Here is a 17678-nt window from a genome sequence, read left to right as displayed (position 1 = left end):
AGGTATGAGCCGTACGGGCAGCAACGGCCGGCGCAAGCCGCCCACGATCCACGACGTGGCACGGGAGGCCGGTGTCTCCCGGGGCACCGTCTCGCGCGTACTCAACGGCGGCCACTATGTGAGTCCGTCGGCGGAGGAAGCGGTCAACACCGCCATCCGCAAAACCGGTTACGTCGTCAACCGGCACGCGCGCAGCCTGATCACGGGCCGCTCGGACTCGGTCGCGTTCCTGCTCACCGAGCCGCAGGAGCGGTTCTTCGAGGATCCCAACTTCAATGTGCTGCTGCGCGGATGCACCCAGGCGCTGGCCCGCCACGACATCCCGCTGCTGCTGATGATCGCGGGTACGAAGGACGAACGGCGACGGATCACGCGGTACATCACCTCCGGTCATGTGGACGGTGTCCTGCTGGTGTCCAGCCACTGGGGCGACCCGGTCGCCGAGCAACTGCGCGCGGCACGCGTTCCGTTGGTCGCCTGCGGCAAACCGCTCGGGCAGAGTTCGAAGGTCGGTTACGTGGCCGCCGACGACCGGGACGGCGCGCGGGAGATGGTGCGCCATCTGGTGCGGACCGGACGCCGGCGCATCGCCACCGTGACCGGGCCGCTGGACACCCCGGGCGGCACCGAGCGGCTGGCCGGTTACCGGGAGATCCTCGCCGAGGCCGGCATCGAACCCGACGAGCGGCTCATCGTCTCCGGGGACTACAGCCGGGCCAGTGGCGAGTCGGGTACCGCGGAACTGCTGAGGCGCGCCCCTGACCTGGACGCGGTGTTCGTCGCGTCCGACCTCATGGCGCAGGGTGTTCTCACCGCGCTCCACCACGCCGGGCGCCGGGTACCCGACGATGTCGCGGTGGGCGGCTTCGACGACTCGCCCGCCGCCCTGGACACCAGGCCGCCGCTCACCACGATCCGCCAGCCCTGGGACCGCATCAGCGCGGAGATGGTACGGGTGCTGCTCGCCCAGATCGGTGGGGAGGACGCGTCCACGGTCATCCTCCCCACCGAACTGGTCCGCCGCGCATCGGCCTGACACGGCGGGGACGCGGTGGGTGCAGTGCCGTGGGTGCAGTGCCGTGGGTGCAGTGCCGTGGGTGCAGTGCCGCCTCCCGGCGGCCTCAGGCCGCGGTCGTCAGGGCGCGGATGCCGTCCAGATGCGTCATGACGTCCCGCAGCGACCGGCAGTCCTGCGGGGTCTCGGGCAGGGTGATGGACTCCGTGACGCGGCCGCTCTCCAGGATGTCGGCCATTTCGGACAGCGCCGTGGTCACACCGCGTACCTCGGCCGGTGAGGGCATCGGCACCCCGTGCTCGACGCGTACGGCGCACACCGTGGCGGCGTCGACGATGCGCTCCGCCCGTGCCATCACGGCGAGCCAGTCGTGCCGGTGCGTGCGGCGCGGGCCCGGCCACTCGGCCCCGGCCGTCTCCGCGGCGGCCCGCGCCTCGGCGAGCGCGCGGTACGCGGCGTGCCGCAACGCGATGGCCTGGGCGTCCGCTCCGCGAGGCAGGGAGGGGGCGCCGGGCGTCGCCGGGCCGTCGAGTACGTGGCGCAGATACCGTTCCGTGCAGCGCAGGGCGACGGCGAAGCGGTGGCCGACCCGTATGCCCGGATCCGTCAGGTGCGGGAGATGGCCGACGAGCAGCACGACACCGCAGGCCAGTGCCGTGTCCAGCAGCCGCGACCAGGTCGCCTCGGTGTCACCCACCGCGTAGAGGAACGACAGCACCAGCAGCGTGATCACCGCGGTCTGGAACCCGAAGTGGCGCGTGGCCACCGGGATCATGGCGCCGCCGGTCACGACCACCGCGATCAGCCACCAGGTGCCACCGGGACCCGCCATGGCCAGGGTGAACGCGAGGACACCCATGGCGGTGCCCGCGACGCGGTTCACCACCCGGGAGAAGAGCGGTCCCATGTCGGGCTTGACCAGGAAGGCGGCGGTGGCCGGGAGCCAGTACCAGTGGACCTGGTGCAGGGTGAGCGCGACGGCGGTACTGATGGAGACACACAACGCCACGCGCAGCCCGTACTCCCGCCGTGCGGGCGCGAACAGGCGCCCTCGCCACGGCCGGGACGTCGGCGTGCGGAACATCGGCGTACGGACCGTGCCGGGCGCCGTCTGCCGGGCGCCCGAGTGGTCCGCGTCCCGCTCGTCGGCCTGGGGCGGCGCCGGCGCTGTCGCGAGCGAGTCGTCCTGGTCCGGGGCCGGCTCACGGCCCGGGACCGTACGGTCGAAGGTCACCGCGACGGCCAGCAGGGCTTGGTCGAACGCGCCACGCTGGACCGAGTCGGAGGCGGGGCTCGACAGCGCGCCGGGGGTGGAGTCCTCCCGTACGGCCGCGGCGAGCCGGCGGGGCCCTTCGGCCACCTGGTGGGGCAGCGGCCTGCCCTCCCACAGCAGCGCTATCCCGGCTTCGCACAGTGCGGTGGCCGCGCCGAAGCGTTCTGTGATCATGTCCGCCTGGGTGGCGCCCGAGCCGCGGCGCCACCTCGGCCAGGACAGCAGCCGCATCAGCCGCAGCGCCTCGTCGGCGCGCTGCTGGGCGGCGGTCAGCCGACGGCGGGCGGGCTCGGCGTCCGGTCCACCGAGGGCGTGGAGCGCGTCGGCGAGCGCGTCGAAGACCGCGGCGACGGCCTCCCGCTCGCCAACGCGCCAGGTGCCCTTCCAGCGCGGGGCGCGCAGGAGGAACCGGAGCAGCAGGAGCCAGCCGGCGCCGCCCAGGTAGCACAGGGCCTTGAGCCAGGCGGGGCCGGGTATCGGCATTCCGGCCCCGATGGCCGCGGTGACCAGCATCTGCATGCACGCGGCCGACCAGACGGGACCTCCCACGCTCAGCGCGCCCGAGATCCAGCCCACGACGAAGAGCGCGGGCACGGCGGCCCAGCGGCTCCCGGAGTCCTCGAGCAGACTGCCGCACAGCAGGCCCAGGGAGCCCGCGGCCGCCGGCAGGCCGATGTGCACCACGCCGGTGCGGCGGGTGCCCGGTCGGTCGTTGACACCGGCCAGCATCGCTCCCAGCCCGGCGAGGACACCGAAGCCCGGCCGGCCCGTCATGGACCCCAGAGCCAGCAGCGGCCCCGCGCTCATGGCACCGCGCAGTACGGCCGTCCAGGGAATGGGGCCCGAACGCCAGCCGAGCGGGTGGGCGAGCCAGGCGGGCACGGGACGACGGGCGGAACGGAATCGGCGGGCGAAGCGTGAAGCGTACACAGGCCTCCTTGTGCGACCGGTCACAGAGAGTGAACACATCAGACCGGCGGGCAGCGGCGACCGCGCCCTTCGACGGTAACAGTCCTGGTTGTCATTCGAGCTGCAGTTCCATTACGCGCAGATGTCCGTATGTATTCCGGACGTCACCGGAATATCGCACCGTGAGACATCGGACCCGCGCGCGCGACTCCCTCGGTGGACGGACACCCGGACGGATCACCACGCGCCTGGAGCGGAAGGGCGGTGGAAGCGAGCACGATCCGGCTCCGAGGTGCGACCGTCACACAGTGCCGTCGAATTTCAACAGCCTTTATCCATAGGCAAGTTGAGCTATCAGGCCATGCATCGACGTCACTTCACAACGGTGTCCATGGCAGCGCCCTCCAGCCGTCGCAGGGCACGCACCGGTCTTCGCCAAAAGTTTCTGACGCTATGTCACATGACACGTCGTGCACCGGAATCCCCCGGAATCGGGGCTGTGGGGCACCAAAGAGAAGTCGCCACTCGTTACCAGCCACAACGCAACAGACTCTAGTCTGCTGTACAGCGGCCACCGACAGGGTCAACAGTGGTGGCCCGGAATGAAAGGGCGACACTCACCATGACATCCGTATCCGACAGCCCGAGCAGCATCGAATCGACCACTGTTCTGCTCCAGGGCGAGCTCCCTCAACTCGAAGCACAGCAGCAGTCACTTGAGAAGGAACTGGCCACCGTCACCGAGCGGCTGGAGTCGGTACGCACCGCACTGGGTGCTCTCCAGGCACTGTCCCTCGGCCCGCACCCGGGGGTAACGACGGTGGCACCGGACGCCGGGACACCGGACGAGACCGGCGTCGCGAGTGAGCCGGCCGCGGCCGCCGATGCGGCCGTACCGCAGCCGCGCTCCGAGGAGGAGACGGCCCCGTCCGTACGTGGCAAGGCCGCCAAGACCACCAAGGCGGCCACGGGGTCGGAGCGCGCGGCGGGCACGAGCCGGGGCACGAAGACCGGCGCGTCCAAGGAGGCGAAGCAGCGCCCGGCGAAGAAGGCCGCGACACCCAAGTCCTCGAAGCCCGCCACGGCGAAGAAGGCTGCCACCGCCGTCACGGACAAGCCGGCGGACGGCAAGAAGACCACGGACGGCAAGAAGACCGCCGCCAAGGGGACCGCCGACGCACAGCAGGACGGTGACACGCAGGCCGGCGGCCTCACCGAGCAGATCCTGGAGATCCTGGCCCGGTCCGGCAGCACCCCTGTCCGGGCCCGCGATGTGGCTTCGGCCCTGGGACGCGACGCGACGCCCGGCAGCATCAACGCCGTGCGCAGCACGCTCGACCGTCTGGTCGGCACCTCACGCGCCCACCGCGCGGGCCGCGGCCTCTACCAGGCTCCTCAGAGCTGAGCGGTACGGCCACCGGCCACCGCACGCGGCCGGCGTACCGGGTGTCCGCCCGCTCCGGGACGGTGGACGGACCGACGGTGACACAGTCACCGTCGGTCCGGTTGTCGCAGAGTCCGGTTGTCGCAGAGTCCGGGAGTCCGAGAGCCGGGCCGCCCGGGTTCAGCCGCTCAGGGATTGGCCTTCCGGGGCGCGACCGCCCGTCGACAGGTGTGCGCGCAGGAGCGCGATCACGGCGGGAGCCTGGGAGTTCAGGTAGAAGTGACCGCCGGGGTAGACCTTCAGGTCGAACGCTCCCGTGGTGTGCGCACGCCAGTCCTCGGCCTCGTCCAGCGAGGTCTTCCGGTCGCTGTCACCGGTCAGCGCGGAGACGGGGGCACGGACCACCGCCCCCGGCTCGCACCGGTAGGTCTCGATGGCCCGGTAGTCGCTCCGTACGGTCGGCAGGATCATGCGCAGCATCTCCTCGTCGTCGAGAAGCGCGACGTTCGTGGCCGCCATGTCCTTCAGCTCCGCGACGATCCCCCTGTCATCGCGGAGATGCACCGTCTCGTCGCGGTGACGCGACGGCGCGCGCCGGCCAGAGACGAACAGATGCGAGAGCTCACCACCGTCGGCCTCGAACCGCCGCGTGACCTCGAACGCGAGGACCGCGCCCATGCTGTGGCCGAAGAACGTCGTCGGGCGCTCGTGGAGCCGCTTGCGCAGTGCCGCGTAGATCCGGTCGGCCATGACCCCGATGTCGTCGGGGCTTTTCTCGTTGCGCCGGTCCTGGCGGCCCGGGTACTGCACCGCGAATACCTCGGCCACGGAGGACAGTTGGGCGGAGACCGGAAAGTAGAAGGACGCCGAGCCGCCTGCGTGCGGAAAACAGAAAACCTGCCTCGGGCTGTCCGGTGCGGGGTGGAAGCACCGTGACCAAAGGCTCTCTTCAGTGGACGTCGTCATGACACGACATCCTTGTTGGAGTGAACCGGAGGGGTCAAGGCGGGACCGGCCCGTCTGTCACACATGAGGGTGTTGCCGCGCCCATTTCCGCGTGATTGACCGCGCTTGAGTGGCATGCCCCGGGGGAGACAAAGGCCACTGCGCGCCATGCCCGCGCGACGGAACGGACATACGGCGCGCACCACATCCCCTGAATCCCTTGGGCAGGGCCGGATTCACGGTCGCACACCACCTGAACTGTTCACCTTTCGCTGCCTCGATATCATCGTGGTCATGCAATCCGGACGTACGGTCGAGCGAGGCACTCACGGCGAACTGATCCACGCACAGGAAGCGCGACGCCCGCCCGTGGGCCTTTGCAAGCCTTGACTCCCCGCGGGCCGCGCCCGTACCACCGCCCCCGTACGCCCGTACCGACCCGCACCACCGCACCCGCACCGCACCCGCACCGCACCGACCCGCGTCGCGTCCCGCACCGCAGGACCGGCCGGGTCGGCGTTCGAGCCCGAGTGAGAAGGACGGAATTGTGCCCGAGGGAAAACTCCTGGCCGTCAGCGATCTGCATGTCGTCCACGCCGACAACCGCGCGCTGATCGAGACACTGCGACCGGAGTCGGACGAGGACTGGCTGATCGTCGCGGGTGATGTCGCCGAGAAGTTCGAGGACATCGAATGGGCGCTGCGTCTGCTCAGCGACCGGTTCGCCAAGGTGATCTGGACTCCCGGCAACCACGAACTGTGGGCCCACCCCCAGGACCCGTGCCAACTGCGCGGCGAGAAGCGCTATCTGCAACTGGTCGAGATGTGCCGGGGGTTGGGGGTCGTCACCCCCGAAGACCCCTATCCCGTATGGACGGGCGCCGGAGGACCCGTGGTGATCGCTCCCCTGTTCGCGCTCTACGACTACACGTTCCGGGCCCCCGGTACCACCACCAAAGAGGAGTCGCTGCGAGTGGCGACCGAGGCGGGTGTGGTCTGCACCGACGAGTACTTCCTCCACCCGGACCCCTACGAGAGCAGGGACGACTGGTGCCGGGCCCGGGTCGCGGAGACCGAACGGCGACTGTCCGCCGTCGACCCGTCCCTGCGCACGGTCCTCGTCAACCACTGGCCGCTGGTACGTGAGCCCACCCGGGTGCTGTACTACCCGGAGTTCGCGCAGTGGTGCGGCACGGAGCTGACCGCCGACTGGCACGTACGCTTCCGGGCCGCCGCCGTGGTCTACGGCCATCTGCACATTCCGCGGGTCACGACGTACGACGGTGTGCGCTTCGAAGAGGTCTCGATCGGCTATCCGCGCGAATGGCGCAAACGGCCACCGCGACAGCCACTGCGACAGATCCTGCCCGAGCCGGCCGCGGGGAGCACCCGATGATCGAGCGGATACTGCCCGCCGAGGTGGCGGCCGAAGTGGCCTACGGCGAACACGCCCCGGAGCCGGGCGACGAGATGTTCCCGCAGGAGAAGGCCCTGGTCGCGAAGGCGGTTCCGAAGCGGCAGCGGGAGTTCACGACCGTACGGATCCTGGCACGGCGCGCGCTGCGCAGCCTGGGGCAGCCGCCCGTACCGCTCCTGCCCAACCGGCGTGGCGCGCCGCAGTGGCCCGAGGGCATCGTCGGCAGCATGACGCACTGCGACGGGTACCGCGCCGCCGTTGTGGCCAAGTCCGCCGCGACGGCGGCGCTGGGTATCGACGCCGAACCGAACGCGCCGCTGCCGGAGGGAGTACTGGAAACCATCACGCTCCCGTCCGAACGCACCCGGATCGCCTCCCTGACGGCACGTCACCCCGAAGTCAGCTGGGACCGGCTGATCTTCAGCGCCAAGGAGAGCGTCTTCAAGGTGTGGTATCCGCTCACCGGACTCGAACTCGACTTCAGCGAGGCGGATATCGACATGGATCCGGCGGAACGGACCTTCCACGCCCGGCTCCTGGTACCCGGCCCGGTCGTGGGAGGGCGGCGTTTCGACACGTTTTCGGGCCGCTGGATCGCCGAGCGCGGCCTGGTGGCCACCGCCATTCACATACAGTTTGAGTCGTCATCAGTTATTCATTGACCGAAGCATCGATGTGACGCGCTGAACTGCTATCCAAGTGGTGCCCCATTCCCGCGCCCTTGGAGGAGTCTTTCCGTGCGCACACACAAGGTACTTTTGGCCGCTCTCTCAGCATTTCTCCTGACCGCCACGATATCGCCGTCGGCACACGCGGCCGACGGCAAATACGTGGCCCTGGGGGACTCCTACGCGACGGCCCCCGGCACGCGGACGTACGACAACCCCGGCGACGCGTGCCGCCGGGGTCCGCTGGCCTACCCGCGCCTGTGGGCGGCCCAGCATTCCTCGGTCGCCTTCGTGGAGGCGTCCTGCTCCGGCGCGACCACCGCCGAGGTCCTCGCCTCGCAGGTGCCCCAACTCACCGCCGACACCACACTGGTGACGATCCAGGTCGGCGGCAACGACGTCGGCTTCGTGGACATCCTCACCCAGTGCATCCTCACCCTGGACGACCAGGACTGCATCAACAGCGTCGAGACCGCGAAGCAGGCCGCGGGGACCACCCTGTCCCCCGCGCTCACCCAGACCTATGCGGCGGTGCGTGCCGCCGCACCCCAGGCGAGAGTCATTGTCGTCGGTTATCCCCGGCTTTATACCCTTCAGGGTTCCTGCGGAATACTCGGCCTGAGCGACGCCGAACGCTCGGCCATGAATTCGGCGGCGGACACGCTGGCGGATGTCACGTCCGCCCGTGCGGCCGAGGCCGGATTCACCTTTCTCGACCCGCGGTCGTCATTCGACGCCCACTCCATCTGCTCGAGCGGCCCCACCTGGGTCACCAGCCTCGAGTGGGACAAGATCAACGAGTCCTACCACCCGAACGCCGCGGGCCACCGCGACGGCTACCTGCCCGCTCTGAACGCCCTGACCGGCTGATCCGGGGCCACAACTGACAGGTGAGGGCGTTCCGCAAAGAAAGCGGAACGCCCTCACTCATGCCACGCCACTTGTCAGCCGCGTTGTGTCAGCGCGGCGCCAGGGCACCGCGTTGTGTCAGCGCGGCGCCCTGGCGAGTTCGCCGACATCGTCCACGTCGCCGGCCGAACCGATCTCGCCGATGTCCCTCACGCCCTCATCCGATTCGCTGACCAGCATCTGGGAGGAGGCGAGTTCGCGGTACAGCACATCGCTCTCCACCAGCTCCGTATGGGATCCCGCCGCACGCACGAGACCGTGTTCGAGCACCACGATCTGGTCCGCCCCGGTCACCGTGGACAGCCGGTGCGCGATCAGGATCACCGTGCAGCGCCGGGCCGCCTGGTCCACCGCCTCCCGCAGCGCCTGCTCGTTGCTCGCGTCGAGCTGGGCGGTGGCCTCGTCGAGCAGCAGCACCTCCGGCCGGCGCAGCAGGGCGCGCGCGATGGCCAGCCGCTGCCGCTCGCCGCCCGACAGGGTGACGCCGCGGTTGCCCACCTCGGTGCGCAGACCGTCGGGCAGACGCTCGATCAGCAGGTCGAGACGGGTCTGCCGCAGGACCTCCGCGATCTCCTCCCCCGACACATCGGGCGCCGCGTAGCGGAGGTTGTCCTCGATGGTGCCCGCCATGACCGGCGATTCCTGCTCCACGTACGCGATGCGCCGGCGCACCTCCGCCCGGGGCAGGGTGGCGATGTCCACCCCGCCGATGCGGATCTGACCGCCCGACGGTTCGTGGAAGCGTTGCAGCAGGGCGAACATCGTGGTCTTGCCCGCGCCGGACAGTCCGACCAGCGCGGTCTGGGTGCCGCCCGCGACGGTGTACGAGATCCCGCGCAGGGCGGGGCCCCGGCCGGGGTAGGAGAACCGTACGTCCCTGAACTCGACCGGTGGCGCGCCGGACGGACGCGTTTCCTCGGCTCCCACGGTTCCGTCGGCCCGCGCGGTTGTCCCGGGTCCCGGCGGGTCGACGTCGTCCTCGACCGGCATGTGCTTGACCTGCTCGATACGGCCGACCGCGCCGAGCCCCTGTTGCAGCATGCTCAGTCCGGCCACCAGGGAGCCGACCGGGCTCGCCAGGTAGAACACGTACAGCAGGAAGGCGATCAGCGCGGACGCGTCGAGTTCACCGGCGGCCACCAGCGCCCCGCCCACCCCCAGTACGGCGAGGAACGCGGCCTGGATGGACACCCCTGACAGGACCTTCACCAGCGCCACATAGCGGGCGCCGTACAGACCGGCCCGGTACGCGCCCTCGATCGCCTCTCCCGCGCGTTCGGTCTCGCGGTGTTCGGCGCCGTTGGCCTTCACGGTCCTGGCGGATCCGAGCGTGCGGTCCAGCGCGGCGCCCACCGCGCCGACCGACTCCTGGGCGCGCGCCACCGCCTCCCGGATACGGGGCAGGATGAGCAGCATGACCAGGGCGACGGCGATCAGCACCCCGGCGGTCACTCCGAGGAGTCCCAGGTGCAGCATGCCCATGAGGACCACCGCGCCCAGGATGCTGAGCACCCCGTTGGCGACCATCACCAGCCCCTCCGTGGCGGCGTTCTGCACGAGGGCGCTGTCGGAGGTGACCCGGGAGATCAGGTCGCCGGGCGGGCGGCGGTCCAGTTCGGGCACGCGCAGCCGGATCAGCCGGAACACCAGGTCGCGGCGGATCTGCCGGACCACCCGTTCCGAGGTCCGCTGCTGCCACCACGACTGGAGACCGGTGAGCCCGGCGCCCACGACGACCAGTGCTGCCAGCAGCAGCACCGGGCCGAGTACCCCGCTCCCGTCGCTCAGCCCGTCGAGAACGTGCTGCGCCACCAGTGGCTGCACCAGCCCGGCGCCGCTGGCCGCCAGGACGAGCAGCAGGGTGGCGGCCAGCACCTTGCGGTGCGGACGGGCGTAGCGCAGCAGCACGCGCAGTGGGGCGGTGACGGGTGGCGGAGAGGGCTCGGCCGCCTCGGAGGATTGTGGAGCCGTTGTCATGGGAGGTCCCGGGGTCGCGGATCGTGAGATGGCCGGTCGGGGGGAGGCGTCCGGTCGGGAGAGGTCCCGTCAGGAGGTGTTCAGTGGGGCTCGGGCACGTGCGGGCGTGTGCCGGTGTGCGCGGCTGCGTACGTGTCCGTACTCGTATCCGCATCCACATCCGCGTGCGTGTCCGCATCCGCGTGCGTGTCCGAGTGCCGCGCGGCGAGCTGCTCCAGGTGCCCGGCCGCGGCCACATGGCCGCCCGCGGCGCGGAAGGAGCGTCCGAGCGCCTCGGCCGCCGCCCGGTGCCCGCTGCTCGCGTCCAGTACGGTCTCGATCGCCGCGCCCAGCCGGGTGGCGTCCACCCGGCTGAAACGGACGCGCACGGCCGCGCCCGCGTCGGCCACCTGCCGGGCGACGATGGGCTGGTCGTCACGGATCGGGGCGAGTACGAGCGGCAGCCCGTGCCAGAGCGTCTCGCACACGGTGTTGTGTCCCGCGTGGCAGACGACGGCGTCGACCCTTTCCAGCAGGTCGAGTTGAGGCACATGCTCGCGTACGAGCACGTTGGGCGGCACCGGCACCGAGGCCTCGTGGAGCGTGCGGCCGGGGTCGACCACCACGGCCCGCACCCGGTCGCCGAGCCGGTCCAGCGCGGTGACCGCCTCGGTGAGGAACCGGCCGCCCGCGTCCGCGTTGGCCGTACCGAGCGAGACGAGCACCGTGCCGAGGTCGGGGGCGGGCTCGCGGTCCAGCCATTCCCAGGGGAAGTCCCCATGCCCGGCGCGGGCCGCGATGGACGGTCCGACCAGGTGCACCCGCTCGTTCGGCAGCGGCGCGTCGCCCAGCAGCTCGCGTCCGGTGAACGCGATGACACCGTACGGGGAGAACCGGGGGTCCGCCGTCCGCGCCGGGTCTCCGATCCGTCCGCGCAGGGCGCCGAGCAGCTCGCTCAGCCAGGCGCCCACCTTGGGCATCCCGGCCAGTGGGTCGATGAGTTCGGCCGAGGTGGTGGCGGAGGTGGCGTACGGAATGCCCCGGCGTTCGGCGACGAGCGCGCCCGCCACGGCGTGCTGGTCGGTGAGGATCACGTCCGGCCGGAACGCGTCGATCGCGGCGTCGATGCCCGGCGCCATCAGATCGGCCAGCGGGACGAAGAACTCCGCCCACAGGAACCGGAACGCGGCGGGCCCGGTCAGACCCGGCGGCCTGCTCAGTCCGTCCGAGGGCATCGCGCAGTCGAACGCCGTGGCGTCTGCGCCCGCGAGGCGGTGGATCTGGTCGGCGTGGCCCGCCCACGCCACCTGGTGGCCCCGGCCCGAGAGTTCGTTCGCCACCGCCACGAGCGGGTTGACATGCCCGACCAGCGGGGGGACGACGAGCAGGAAACGGGTCACCGCACCGCCTCTACGAGCGTGTGTTCGCGTACCCACTCCAGGACCAGGTCCCGGGTCTCCTCGGTCCGTTCGACCAGCACGGAGTGCCCCTGCTCGGTCAGGACCACCGTGCGGCACGAGAGCAACTTGCGTTCGAGGTCCGGTACTTGTCCGCTCAGACCCGACTCGTCTCCGAAGATCGCCAGGACGGGGCAGCCGAGCGCGGAGAGATCGTCGTCGATGACACGGCCGGCGGGGACGTCCTCGGCGAGTGTGGTGGTCCGCAGGATACGGCTCGCGCCCCGGGAGAGGCGTGCGGTGTGCGCGCCGTGGTGGTCCGAGATCCAGCCGATGACATCCTCGCGGCAGAGCTGGCTCTTGGCGTCGTCGAGACCGGCGGCCATGTGCCGGGTCCACTCCTCGACGGGGGGCTCGGACTCGATCATGGTGACGGTGGCGACCCGGTCGGGGTGCCATGCGGCGGTTCCGGCCGCGATCGTGCCGCCGAAGGAGTTGCCGACCAGGTGCACCCGGCGGGTCTCACCCAGTGCGTCGAGCAGCCCGACGAGGTCGCCCACGAAGGACTCCAGCCGGTAGCCGGCGGCCGGCCGGTCGCTGCGGCCGTGCCCCCGCAGGTCGTACATGATCACGTCGAAGCCGGCTTCGGCGAAGGCCGGGCCGAGGGTGAAGTAGTAACTGGCCAGGCTGTCGGTGAGCAGGCCGTGCACGAACACCACGACCGACGGCTCACTCCCGTCCGCCGGCCGGGTGGCGGCGGGGAGCCGCTGCACATGGGTGGTGATCTCGCCGGTACGAATCTTGGCCATCGCTCAGACCTGCCCGTGGACGTCGGCACCGGCGGCGGTGGTGTCGGCCGTGGCGGTGGCGCGCAGCGATGCCACGACATAGTCCACCAGCTCGCCGACGGTGAGCGCGATGATCTCGTCGAGTTCGAGATCGGCGATGAACAGCGCGAGGTTGACCCGGTCGCCGTAGTGCTCGCGCAGTACGCCGGCGAGCGTCACCAGGTCGATGCTCTCCAGTTCGAGATCGTCGTGGAAGGTGGTCTCACGGGCGATCTCGACGTCGTCGAGACCGCCCTCCTCCAGCAGCTCCCGCAGCATGTCCGTGATGTCGGCCAGCACGGCCGCGCCGTCAACCCCCAGGGGTTCCGCCGCCGTGAACTCGATCGCCTCAGTGCTCATCAGAACTCTCCTGTCGTCGTGGTGCCGGGTCCGGTGTCACCGGTCTCCGTGTCACTGATCGTCGCGTCACTCGCGTAGGTCACATCACGTGTGTCACCGGTCGTCTCCTCGCCGTCGGTCCAGGCGACGATGTACCGCCGCTCGGGCAGCCCGTCCGGATTGGCCACCTCCTGCACGCTCACCTCGTACGACCGGCCCTGGGTCTCCACCCGCAGCCGGTCCGTGTCGGCGGCCACCACACGGAACTCCGCCGGCCGGCCGCGCAGGCCGGTTCCCCGTGCCTTGGCGACGGCCTCCTTGGCCGCCCAGAACCGGGTGAACCAGACCGGTCCGCTGCCGGGCGTCTTGGCCACCATCTGGTCGAGAAGGGCCAGTTCAGGCGCGTCGCACGCCATCGCGGCGGTGGATCTCGGCCGCTCGGCGATCTCCTCGATGTCGATGCCGCACGGTCCGCGCCGGGCGAGGGCGACACCCATCTCGTTGCGGTGGGCGATCGACACGGTCACCTCGCCCACCTCGCGCCCGTGCACCCCCTCGACCACGGGACGCCCGTCGTCGTCGTTGCGTACGGCGATCTCGGCCGGGTAGATCTCGCCCGCGCCCTCCCGCCACAACAATCCTCGCACCGCGTCCTTGGCCGCGATCCTGCCGAGCAGCCACTGGCGCCTGCGGACGGGCGGAAGCTCGCCGTACCGGGCGCGTTCGGCGCCACCGAGCATATTGCGCATGATCAGCTCACGGGTCGCCAGGTCCGGCCAGCGCTCGTGCACCACCGTCCAGCCCTGGGGCCGCTGCGCGGACAGTGTGTTCTCACCGGGAAAACGGTCCACCGCGCGGATGGTGGGATCGGTGTCGAACCGGCGGTCCTGCCAGCCCGTGAACTCCGCCCAGACCCGGCCGGCGTGGACGAGTTGCATGTCCGCCGCGAGCGTGGTGTCGGTGACATCGGTGATCCGGATCGTGCAGGTCAGCCGCTCCCCCGGCCTCGGGGCGGGGCCGTGGAAGGTGATGTGCTCCATCCCCATGGGAAAGACGGTGGTGCGCTCGGTGAGCGTCGCCATGATCCAGTAGCCCAGCAGCTGACCGACGTTGTCCAGCAGGGCTCCGGGAGCCTGTGGCGCGGTGAGGATGCCCCGCACATGCCGGTCACCGATCGCGGTCAGTTCGCTGACGCCCTGGAAGCGCGGGCCGTGGAACATCCACCGCTCGCTGTAGAGCTGTTCGGCCCGCAGGGCGGGCACTCGCTCGGTGGCCGGGTCCACCGCCCAGGCATCCGGCGGCGGAGTGTGACGGGCCGCCAGTTCGACCACCGCGCGGGAGAAGCCGGTCAGGCTCACCTCGACCCGGTCGGGGGCCAACTGCCGTAGCGCCACCGGCACATCGGCGGCCGGAATGGCCTCGATCCACTTCAGCAGCCGCACGTCGTGGACCGCGACCGCGCGCATGCCGGGCACGGCCCGTTCGGCGATCTCCATGAGGTGCCCGATCACCGTGGTGGCGGGCACGATCGGCCAGCGGTCGGCTTCGTCGGGCCATCCGGGCCGCTGCCGGAAGAAGCAGTGGTCGAGGAGGTACGGCATCTCGGCGACGTCCACGCGCAGCGCCTGAGGAACCTCGGCCGGAGCGGCGGCGGGCGCCTGCACGGGTGCCGGGACTCGTACAGGTGCCGGTGGGGCCGCCGCTCGTAGGGCGCGGGGCGTGGCACCGGCACCTGCCCTGGCGCCGGCGTCGATGAGTTCGTTCGCCACGGAGGCCGTGTCGTTCAGGAGCGCGGACAGCTCGGCCGCGACGGGGAACCTGCTCCCCGCCCGCTCCAGCAGCTCCAGTGCCCCACCGTCGGCGACAGCGGCGGCGGGAGCCGGAACGTGAGCGGGAACGGCCGGCCGGGGCACGATCGCGGCGAACGCCTTCCGGGTCTCCTCCGGCAGCGACACCAACGCCCCGCCGAGGTCGAGCCGTACGCCCGGACGCGACGGCCGGACGCTCACGGCGGCGGTCGTCGCGGCCGTATCCGCCGTGCGTCCGAGCAGCGGGCCCACGTCGGGCGCCGCGCCGTCCACCCACAGCGCGGTGACCACCCGGCGCAGCTGCGCCAGGCTGTCCCGTGCCGTGGAGTGCGCGGAGACCACCAGCCGGTCCTGGCCGGCCAGGGTGTCGTCGATCAGCGAGCCGAGCTGACCGGCGCCGAGCTGGATGAACGCGCGGTACCCCGCGTCGTGCATCGCGGAGATCAGCTGCCGGAACCGCACCGGTTCGAGCAGGTGCCGGACGAACAGCTCGCGTACGGCACCGGGTTCGGCCGGATAGAGCGCGGCGGTCGTCGCCGACCACACCGGCGTGGTCTGCGGGTGCAGGGTGTACGTCTCGGCCGCCTGCCGGATCGGGGCCAGGTACGGGGCGAGCATCGGAGTGTGGAAGCCGGAGCGGAACGGCAGCACCTGGCCGATCACACCCCGCTGCCGCAGCCGTTGGACGAGGTCGCCGACGGCCTCCTGGGGACCGCAGATCATCGACTGGTTCGGCGCGTTGTCGTGCGAGAGCACCACATCGTCGCGGTCGGCCAGTTCGGCGAGCACCTGTTCGGCGGGCATGCCGAGCACGCCGAACACCGCGCCGGGCACGCGCAGCGCGTCCGGGTCGAATCCGGCGAGGAAGGTGTCGACCTCGTCCGCCGCGTGGATGCCGCCGCAGGCCATGGCGGTCCACTCGCCCACACTGTGCCCGGCGACCGCGTCGGGGACCACGGCGAGCCTGCGCAGCGCGGTGTCGAGCAGCCGTCCGAGCTGGAACACCGCGGCACCGTGCCGCCCCACATCGCCGACCCGGGCGTCCTCGCCCGGTGTCCAGGCGAGGCCGAACCGCTCGGCCAGTTCGCCCACTTGGGCCTCGAACTCGGCTTCGAGCCCGGGGAAGACGAACGCGGTCCGCCCGCCGCCCGGTCCGAGCAGGGGGCTCGGGGTGAACCACACATCGCTGCGTCCGCGCCAGGCGACGCCCTTGCCCACGGCCTTGCGCGCCAGCTTCAGCCGGCGCGCGGTCGGGTCGACGATGCCCAGGCGGACAGGGCCGGCCGCCGCCGGGTCCGCGCGCTCGTCGAGTCCGCCCGCCAGGACCGCCGCGTCGTCGGCGGCCAGCAGCGCGGCCAGCTCCGAGGGATGGTGTGCGGCGAGCCGCAGCACCCGTTCCGGCTCGGTCACGACCGTGCGCGCGGTGCGCGGGAGTGGCGAGGTGGCCGACTGTTCCAGGACGACATGGGCGTTGATGCCACCGAAGCCGAAGGCGTTGACACCCGCCCTGCGCGGAACACCGGTGGCGGGACTCGCCCACGGCCGGGCCGTCGCCAGCGGGGCGAACCGGGTGGCGTCGAGCGCGGGGTTCGGCTCGTCGCAGTGCAGGGTCGGGGGCAGCACACCGTGGTGGATGGCGAGTGCCGCCTTGATGAGTCCGGCGATCCCGGCGGCCGGCATGGTGTGGCCGATCATCGACTTCACCGAGCCGATGGCGGCCCGTTCGTCTCCGGCGGCCGGTCCGAACACCTCGGCCAGCGTGGTCAGTTCGGCGCCGTCACCGGCCGGGGTGGCGGTGCCGTGCGCCTCCAGCAGTCCGAGTGCGTCGGCCGCGCGCGGGTCGAGGCCCGCCGCGTTCCAGGCCTGCCGGACCGCGCGGACCTGGCCGCCCGGGTCGGGGTTGAACAGGCTGGCCGAGCGGCCGTCCCCGGCCACCCCCGTGCCGGACACCACGGCATAGATCCGGTCGCCGTCGCGCTCCGCGTCCGCCAGCCGCTTGAGCACCACGACGCCGGTGCCCTCACCGATGAGGACGCCGTCGGCGTCCCGGTGCAGCGGCCGGATCCGCTCGCTCGGCGACAACGCCCCGAGCTGGCTGAACACACTCCACAGCGTGATGTCGTGGCAGTGATGCACACCTCCGGCCAGCATCACGTCACAGCGCCCGGAGGCCAGTTCACGTACCGCGTGGTCCACCGCCACCAGTGAGGACGCGCAGGCGGCGTCCACGGTGTAGGCGGGACCCCGCAGATCGAGCCGGTTGGCGACCCGCGAGGCGGCCAGGTTGGGTACGAGACCGATCGCCGACTCCGGCCGTTCCGGGCCGAGTTGTCCGGCGAAGGCCGTCCGTACCTCCTCCAGCCGGTCCTCGCCGAGTTCGGGCGCCAGCTCACGGAGCGTACGCACGAGCTGGTTCGCGGTGCGCACCCGCTGGTCGAGCCGGACCAGGCCGGGCGTCAGATAGCCGCCCCGGCCCAGGACGATCCCGACGCGCTCCCGGTCGGTGGGGAGCGCGGGGTCTCCTCCGGCGTCCACCAGAGAGCGGTGGGCGACCTCCAGTGCGATCAGCTGGTCCGGCTCGGTGCCCGGTACGGAGGTGGGCATGATGCCGAACCGGGTGACGTCGAACTCGGCGTCCTGGTCGACGAACCCGCCGCGCCGGCAGTACATCCGGTCGCTGCGCCGGGGCCCGTCGGGCGCGTAGAACTCCTCGTCCCAGCGGTCGGCGGGCACTTCGGTGATCGAGTCGACACCGTTGACGATGTTGTGCCAGTAACTGTCCAGGTCTCTGGCGCCCGGGAAGAACACATCCATGCCGACGATGGCGACGG

Annotated in this window: 12 protein-coding genes; 5 read left to right on the top strand and 7 right to left on the bottom strand. The window is 71.3% G+C overall.

All coding sequences use genetic code 11. The features are described from left to right. The first annotated feature begins 4 nt into the window (after positions 1–4). Complete coding sequence (locus ACIOJD_RS16550) at positions 5–1036, top strand: LacI family DNA-binding transcriptional regulator (RefSeq protein WP_401913615.1); 1032 nt, start codon at positions 5–7, stop codon at positions 1034–1036. An 85-nt stretch (positions 1037–1121) separates the two neighbouring features. Here ACIOJD_RS16550 and ACIOJD_RS16545 read toward each other — a convergent pair whose 3' ends face one another. Beyond that, the gene (locus ACIOJD_RS16545) at positions 1122–3218 is read right to left on the bottom strand and encodes an FUSC family protein (RefSeq protein WP_401913612.1); all 2097 of its coding nucleotides are present in this window, start codon (positions 3216–3218) and stop codon (positions 1122–1124) included. Between the two features lie 601 nt (positions 3219–3819). Between ACIOJD_RS16545 and ACIOJD_RS16540 the strand changes: the two genes are divergently transcribed. Then, positions 3820–4602: a hypothetical protein gene (locus ACIOJD_RS16540; protein WP_401913610.1), complete on the top strand. Its 783-nt coding sequence runs from the start codon at positions 3820–3822 to the stop codon at positions 4600–4602. Between the two features lie 159 nt (positions 4603–4761). On the opposite strand, the gene ACIOJD_RS16535 is transcribed toward ACIOJD_RS16540, so the two are convergent. Then, positions 4762–5547 (bottom strand): thioesterase II family protein, encoded by a 786-nt coding sequence (locus tag ACIOJD_RS16535; RefSeq protein WP_401913607.1) that lies wholly within the window; start codon positions 5545–5547, stop codon positions 4762–4764. A gap of 526 nt (positions 5548–6073) precedes the next feature. Here ACIOJD_RS16535 and ACIOJD_RS16530 point away from each other — a divergent pair. The 3 genes from ACIOJD_RS16530 to ACIOJD_RS16520 all read left to right on the top strand — a co-directional run bounded on the left by ACIOJD_RS16530 (position 6074) and on the right by ACIOJD_RS16520 (position 8481). Beyond that, complete coding sequence (locus ACIOJD_RS16530) at positions 6074–6922, top strand: metallophosphoesterase family protein (protein ID WP_401913605.1); 849 nt, start codon at positions 6074–6076, stop codon at positions 6920–6922. Then, entirely contained in the window at positions 6919–7605 is a 687-nt protein-coding gene (locus tag ACIOJD_RS16525; RefSeq protein WP_401913602.1) for a 4'-phosphopantetheinyl transferase, read from the top strand. The genes ACIOJD_RS16530 and ACIOJD_RS16525 overlap by 4 nt, the downstream gene beginning before the upstream one ends. Before the next feature lie 75 nt (positions 7606–7680). Beyond that, positions 7681–8481 (top strand): SGNH/GDSL hydrolase family protein, encoded by an 801-nt coding sequence (locus ACIOJD_RS16520; protein ID WP_401913599.1) that lies wholly within the window; start codon positions 7681–7683, stop codon positions 8479–8481. 117 nt (positions 8482–8598) lie between these two features. Here the strand turns inward: ACIOJD_RS16520 and ACIOJD_RS16515 are convergent, their stop codons facing one another. The 5 genes from ACIOJD_RS16515 to ACIOJD_RS16495 form a co-directional block, all read right to left on the bottom strand. Continuing rightward, positions 8599–10497, bottom strand: coding sequence for an ABC transporter ATP-binding protein (locus tag ACIOJD_RS16515; RefSeq protein ID WP_401913596.1), 1899 nt, complete (start codon positions 10495–10497; stop codon positions 8599–8601). A gap of 80 nt (positions 10498–10577) precedes the next feature. Further along, a complete protein-coding gene (locus tag ACIOJD_RS16510; protein ID WP_401913593.1) occupies positions 10578–11876 on the bottom strand; it encodes a glycosyltransferase in 1299 nt (432 codons plus the stop codon). Next, positions 11873–12682 (bottom strand): alpha/beta fold hydrolase, encoded by an 810-nt coding sequence (locus ACIOJD_RS16505; protein ID WP_401913591.1) that lies wholly within the window; start codon positions 12680–12682, stop codon positions 11873–11875. The genes ACIOJD_RS16510 and ACIOJD_RS16505 overlap by 4 nt, the downstream gene beginning before the upstream one ends. A 3-nt stretch (positions 12683–12685) precedes the next feature. After that, positions 12686–13060 carry an acyl carrier protein gene (locus ACIOJD_RS16500; protein WP_401913589.1) on the bottom strand — a complete coding sequence of 125 codons (375 nt, stop codon included), beginning with the start codon at positions 13058–13060 and terminating at the stop codon, positions 12686–12688. Next, positions 13060–17661 (bottom strand): beta-ketoacyl synthase N-terminal-like domain-containing protein, encoded by a 4602-nt coding sequence (locus tag ACIOJD_RS16495; RefSeq protein ID WP_401913932.1) that lies wholly within the window; start codon positions 17659–17661, stop codon positions 13060–13062. The genes ACIOJD_RS16500 and ACIOJD_RS16495 overlap by 1 nt, the downstream gene beginning before the upstream one ends. Between the last annotated feature and the right edge of the window lie 17 nt (positions 17662–17678).

Origin of the sequence: Streptomyces sp. NPDC088116 (assembly GCF_044741745.1) — a bacterium.
Lineage (GTDB): Bacteria > Actinomycetota > Actinomycetes > Streptomycetales > Streptomycetaceae > Streptomyces.
Note: the sequence above shows the minus strand (reverse complement) of the source record. Positions and strands in the feature narration are given on the sequence as shown.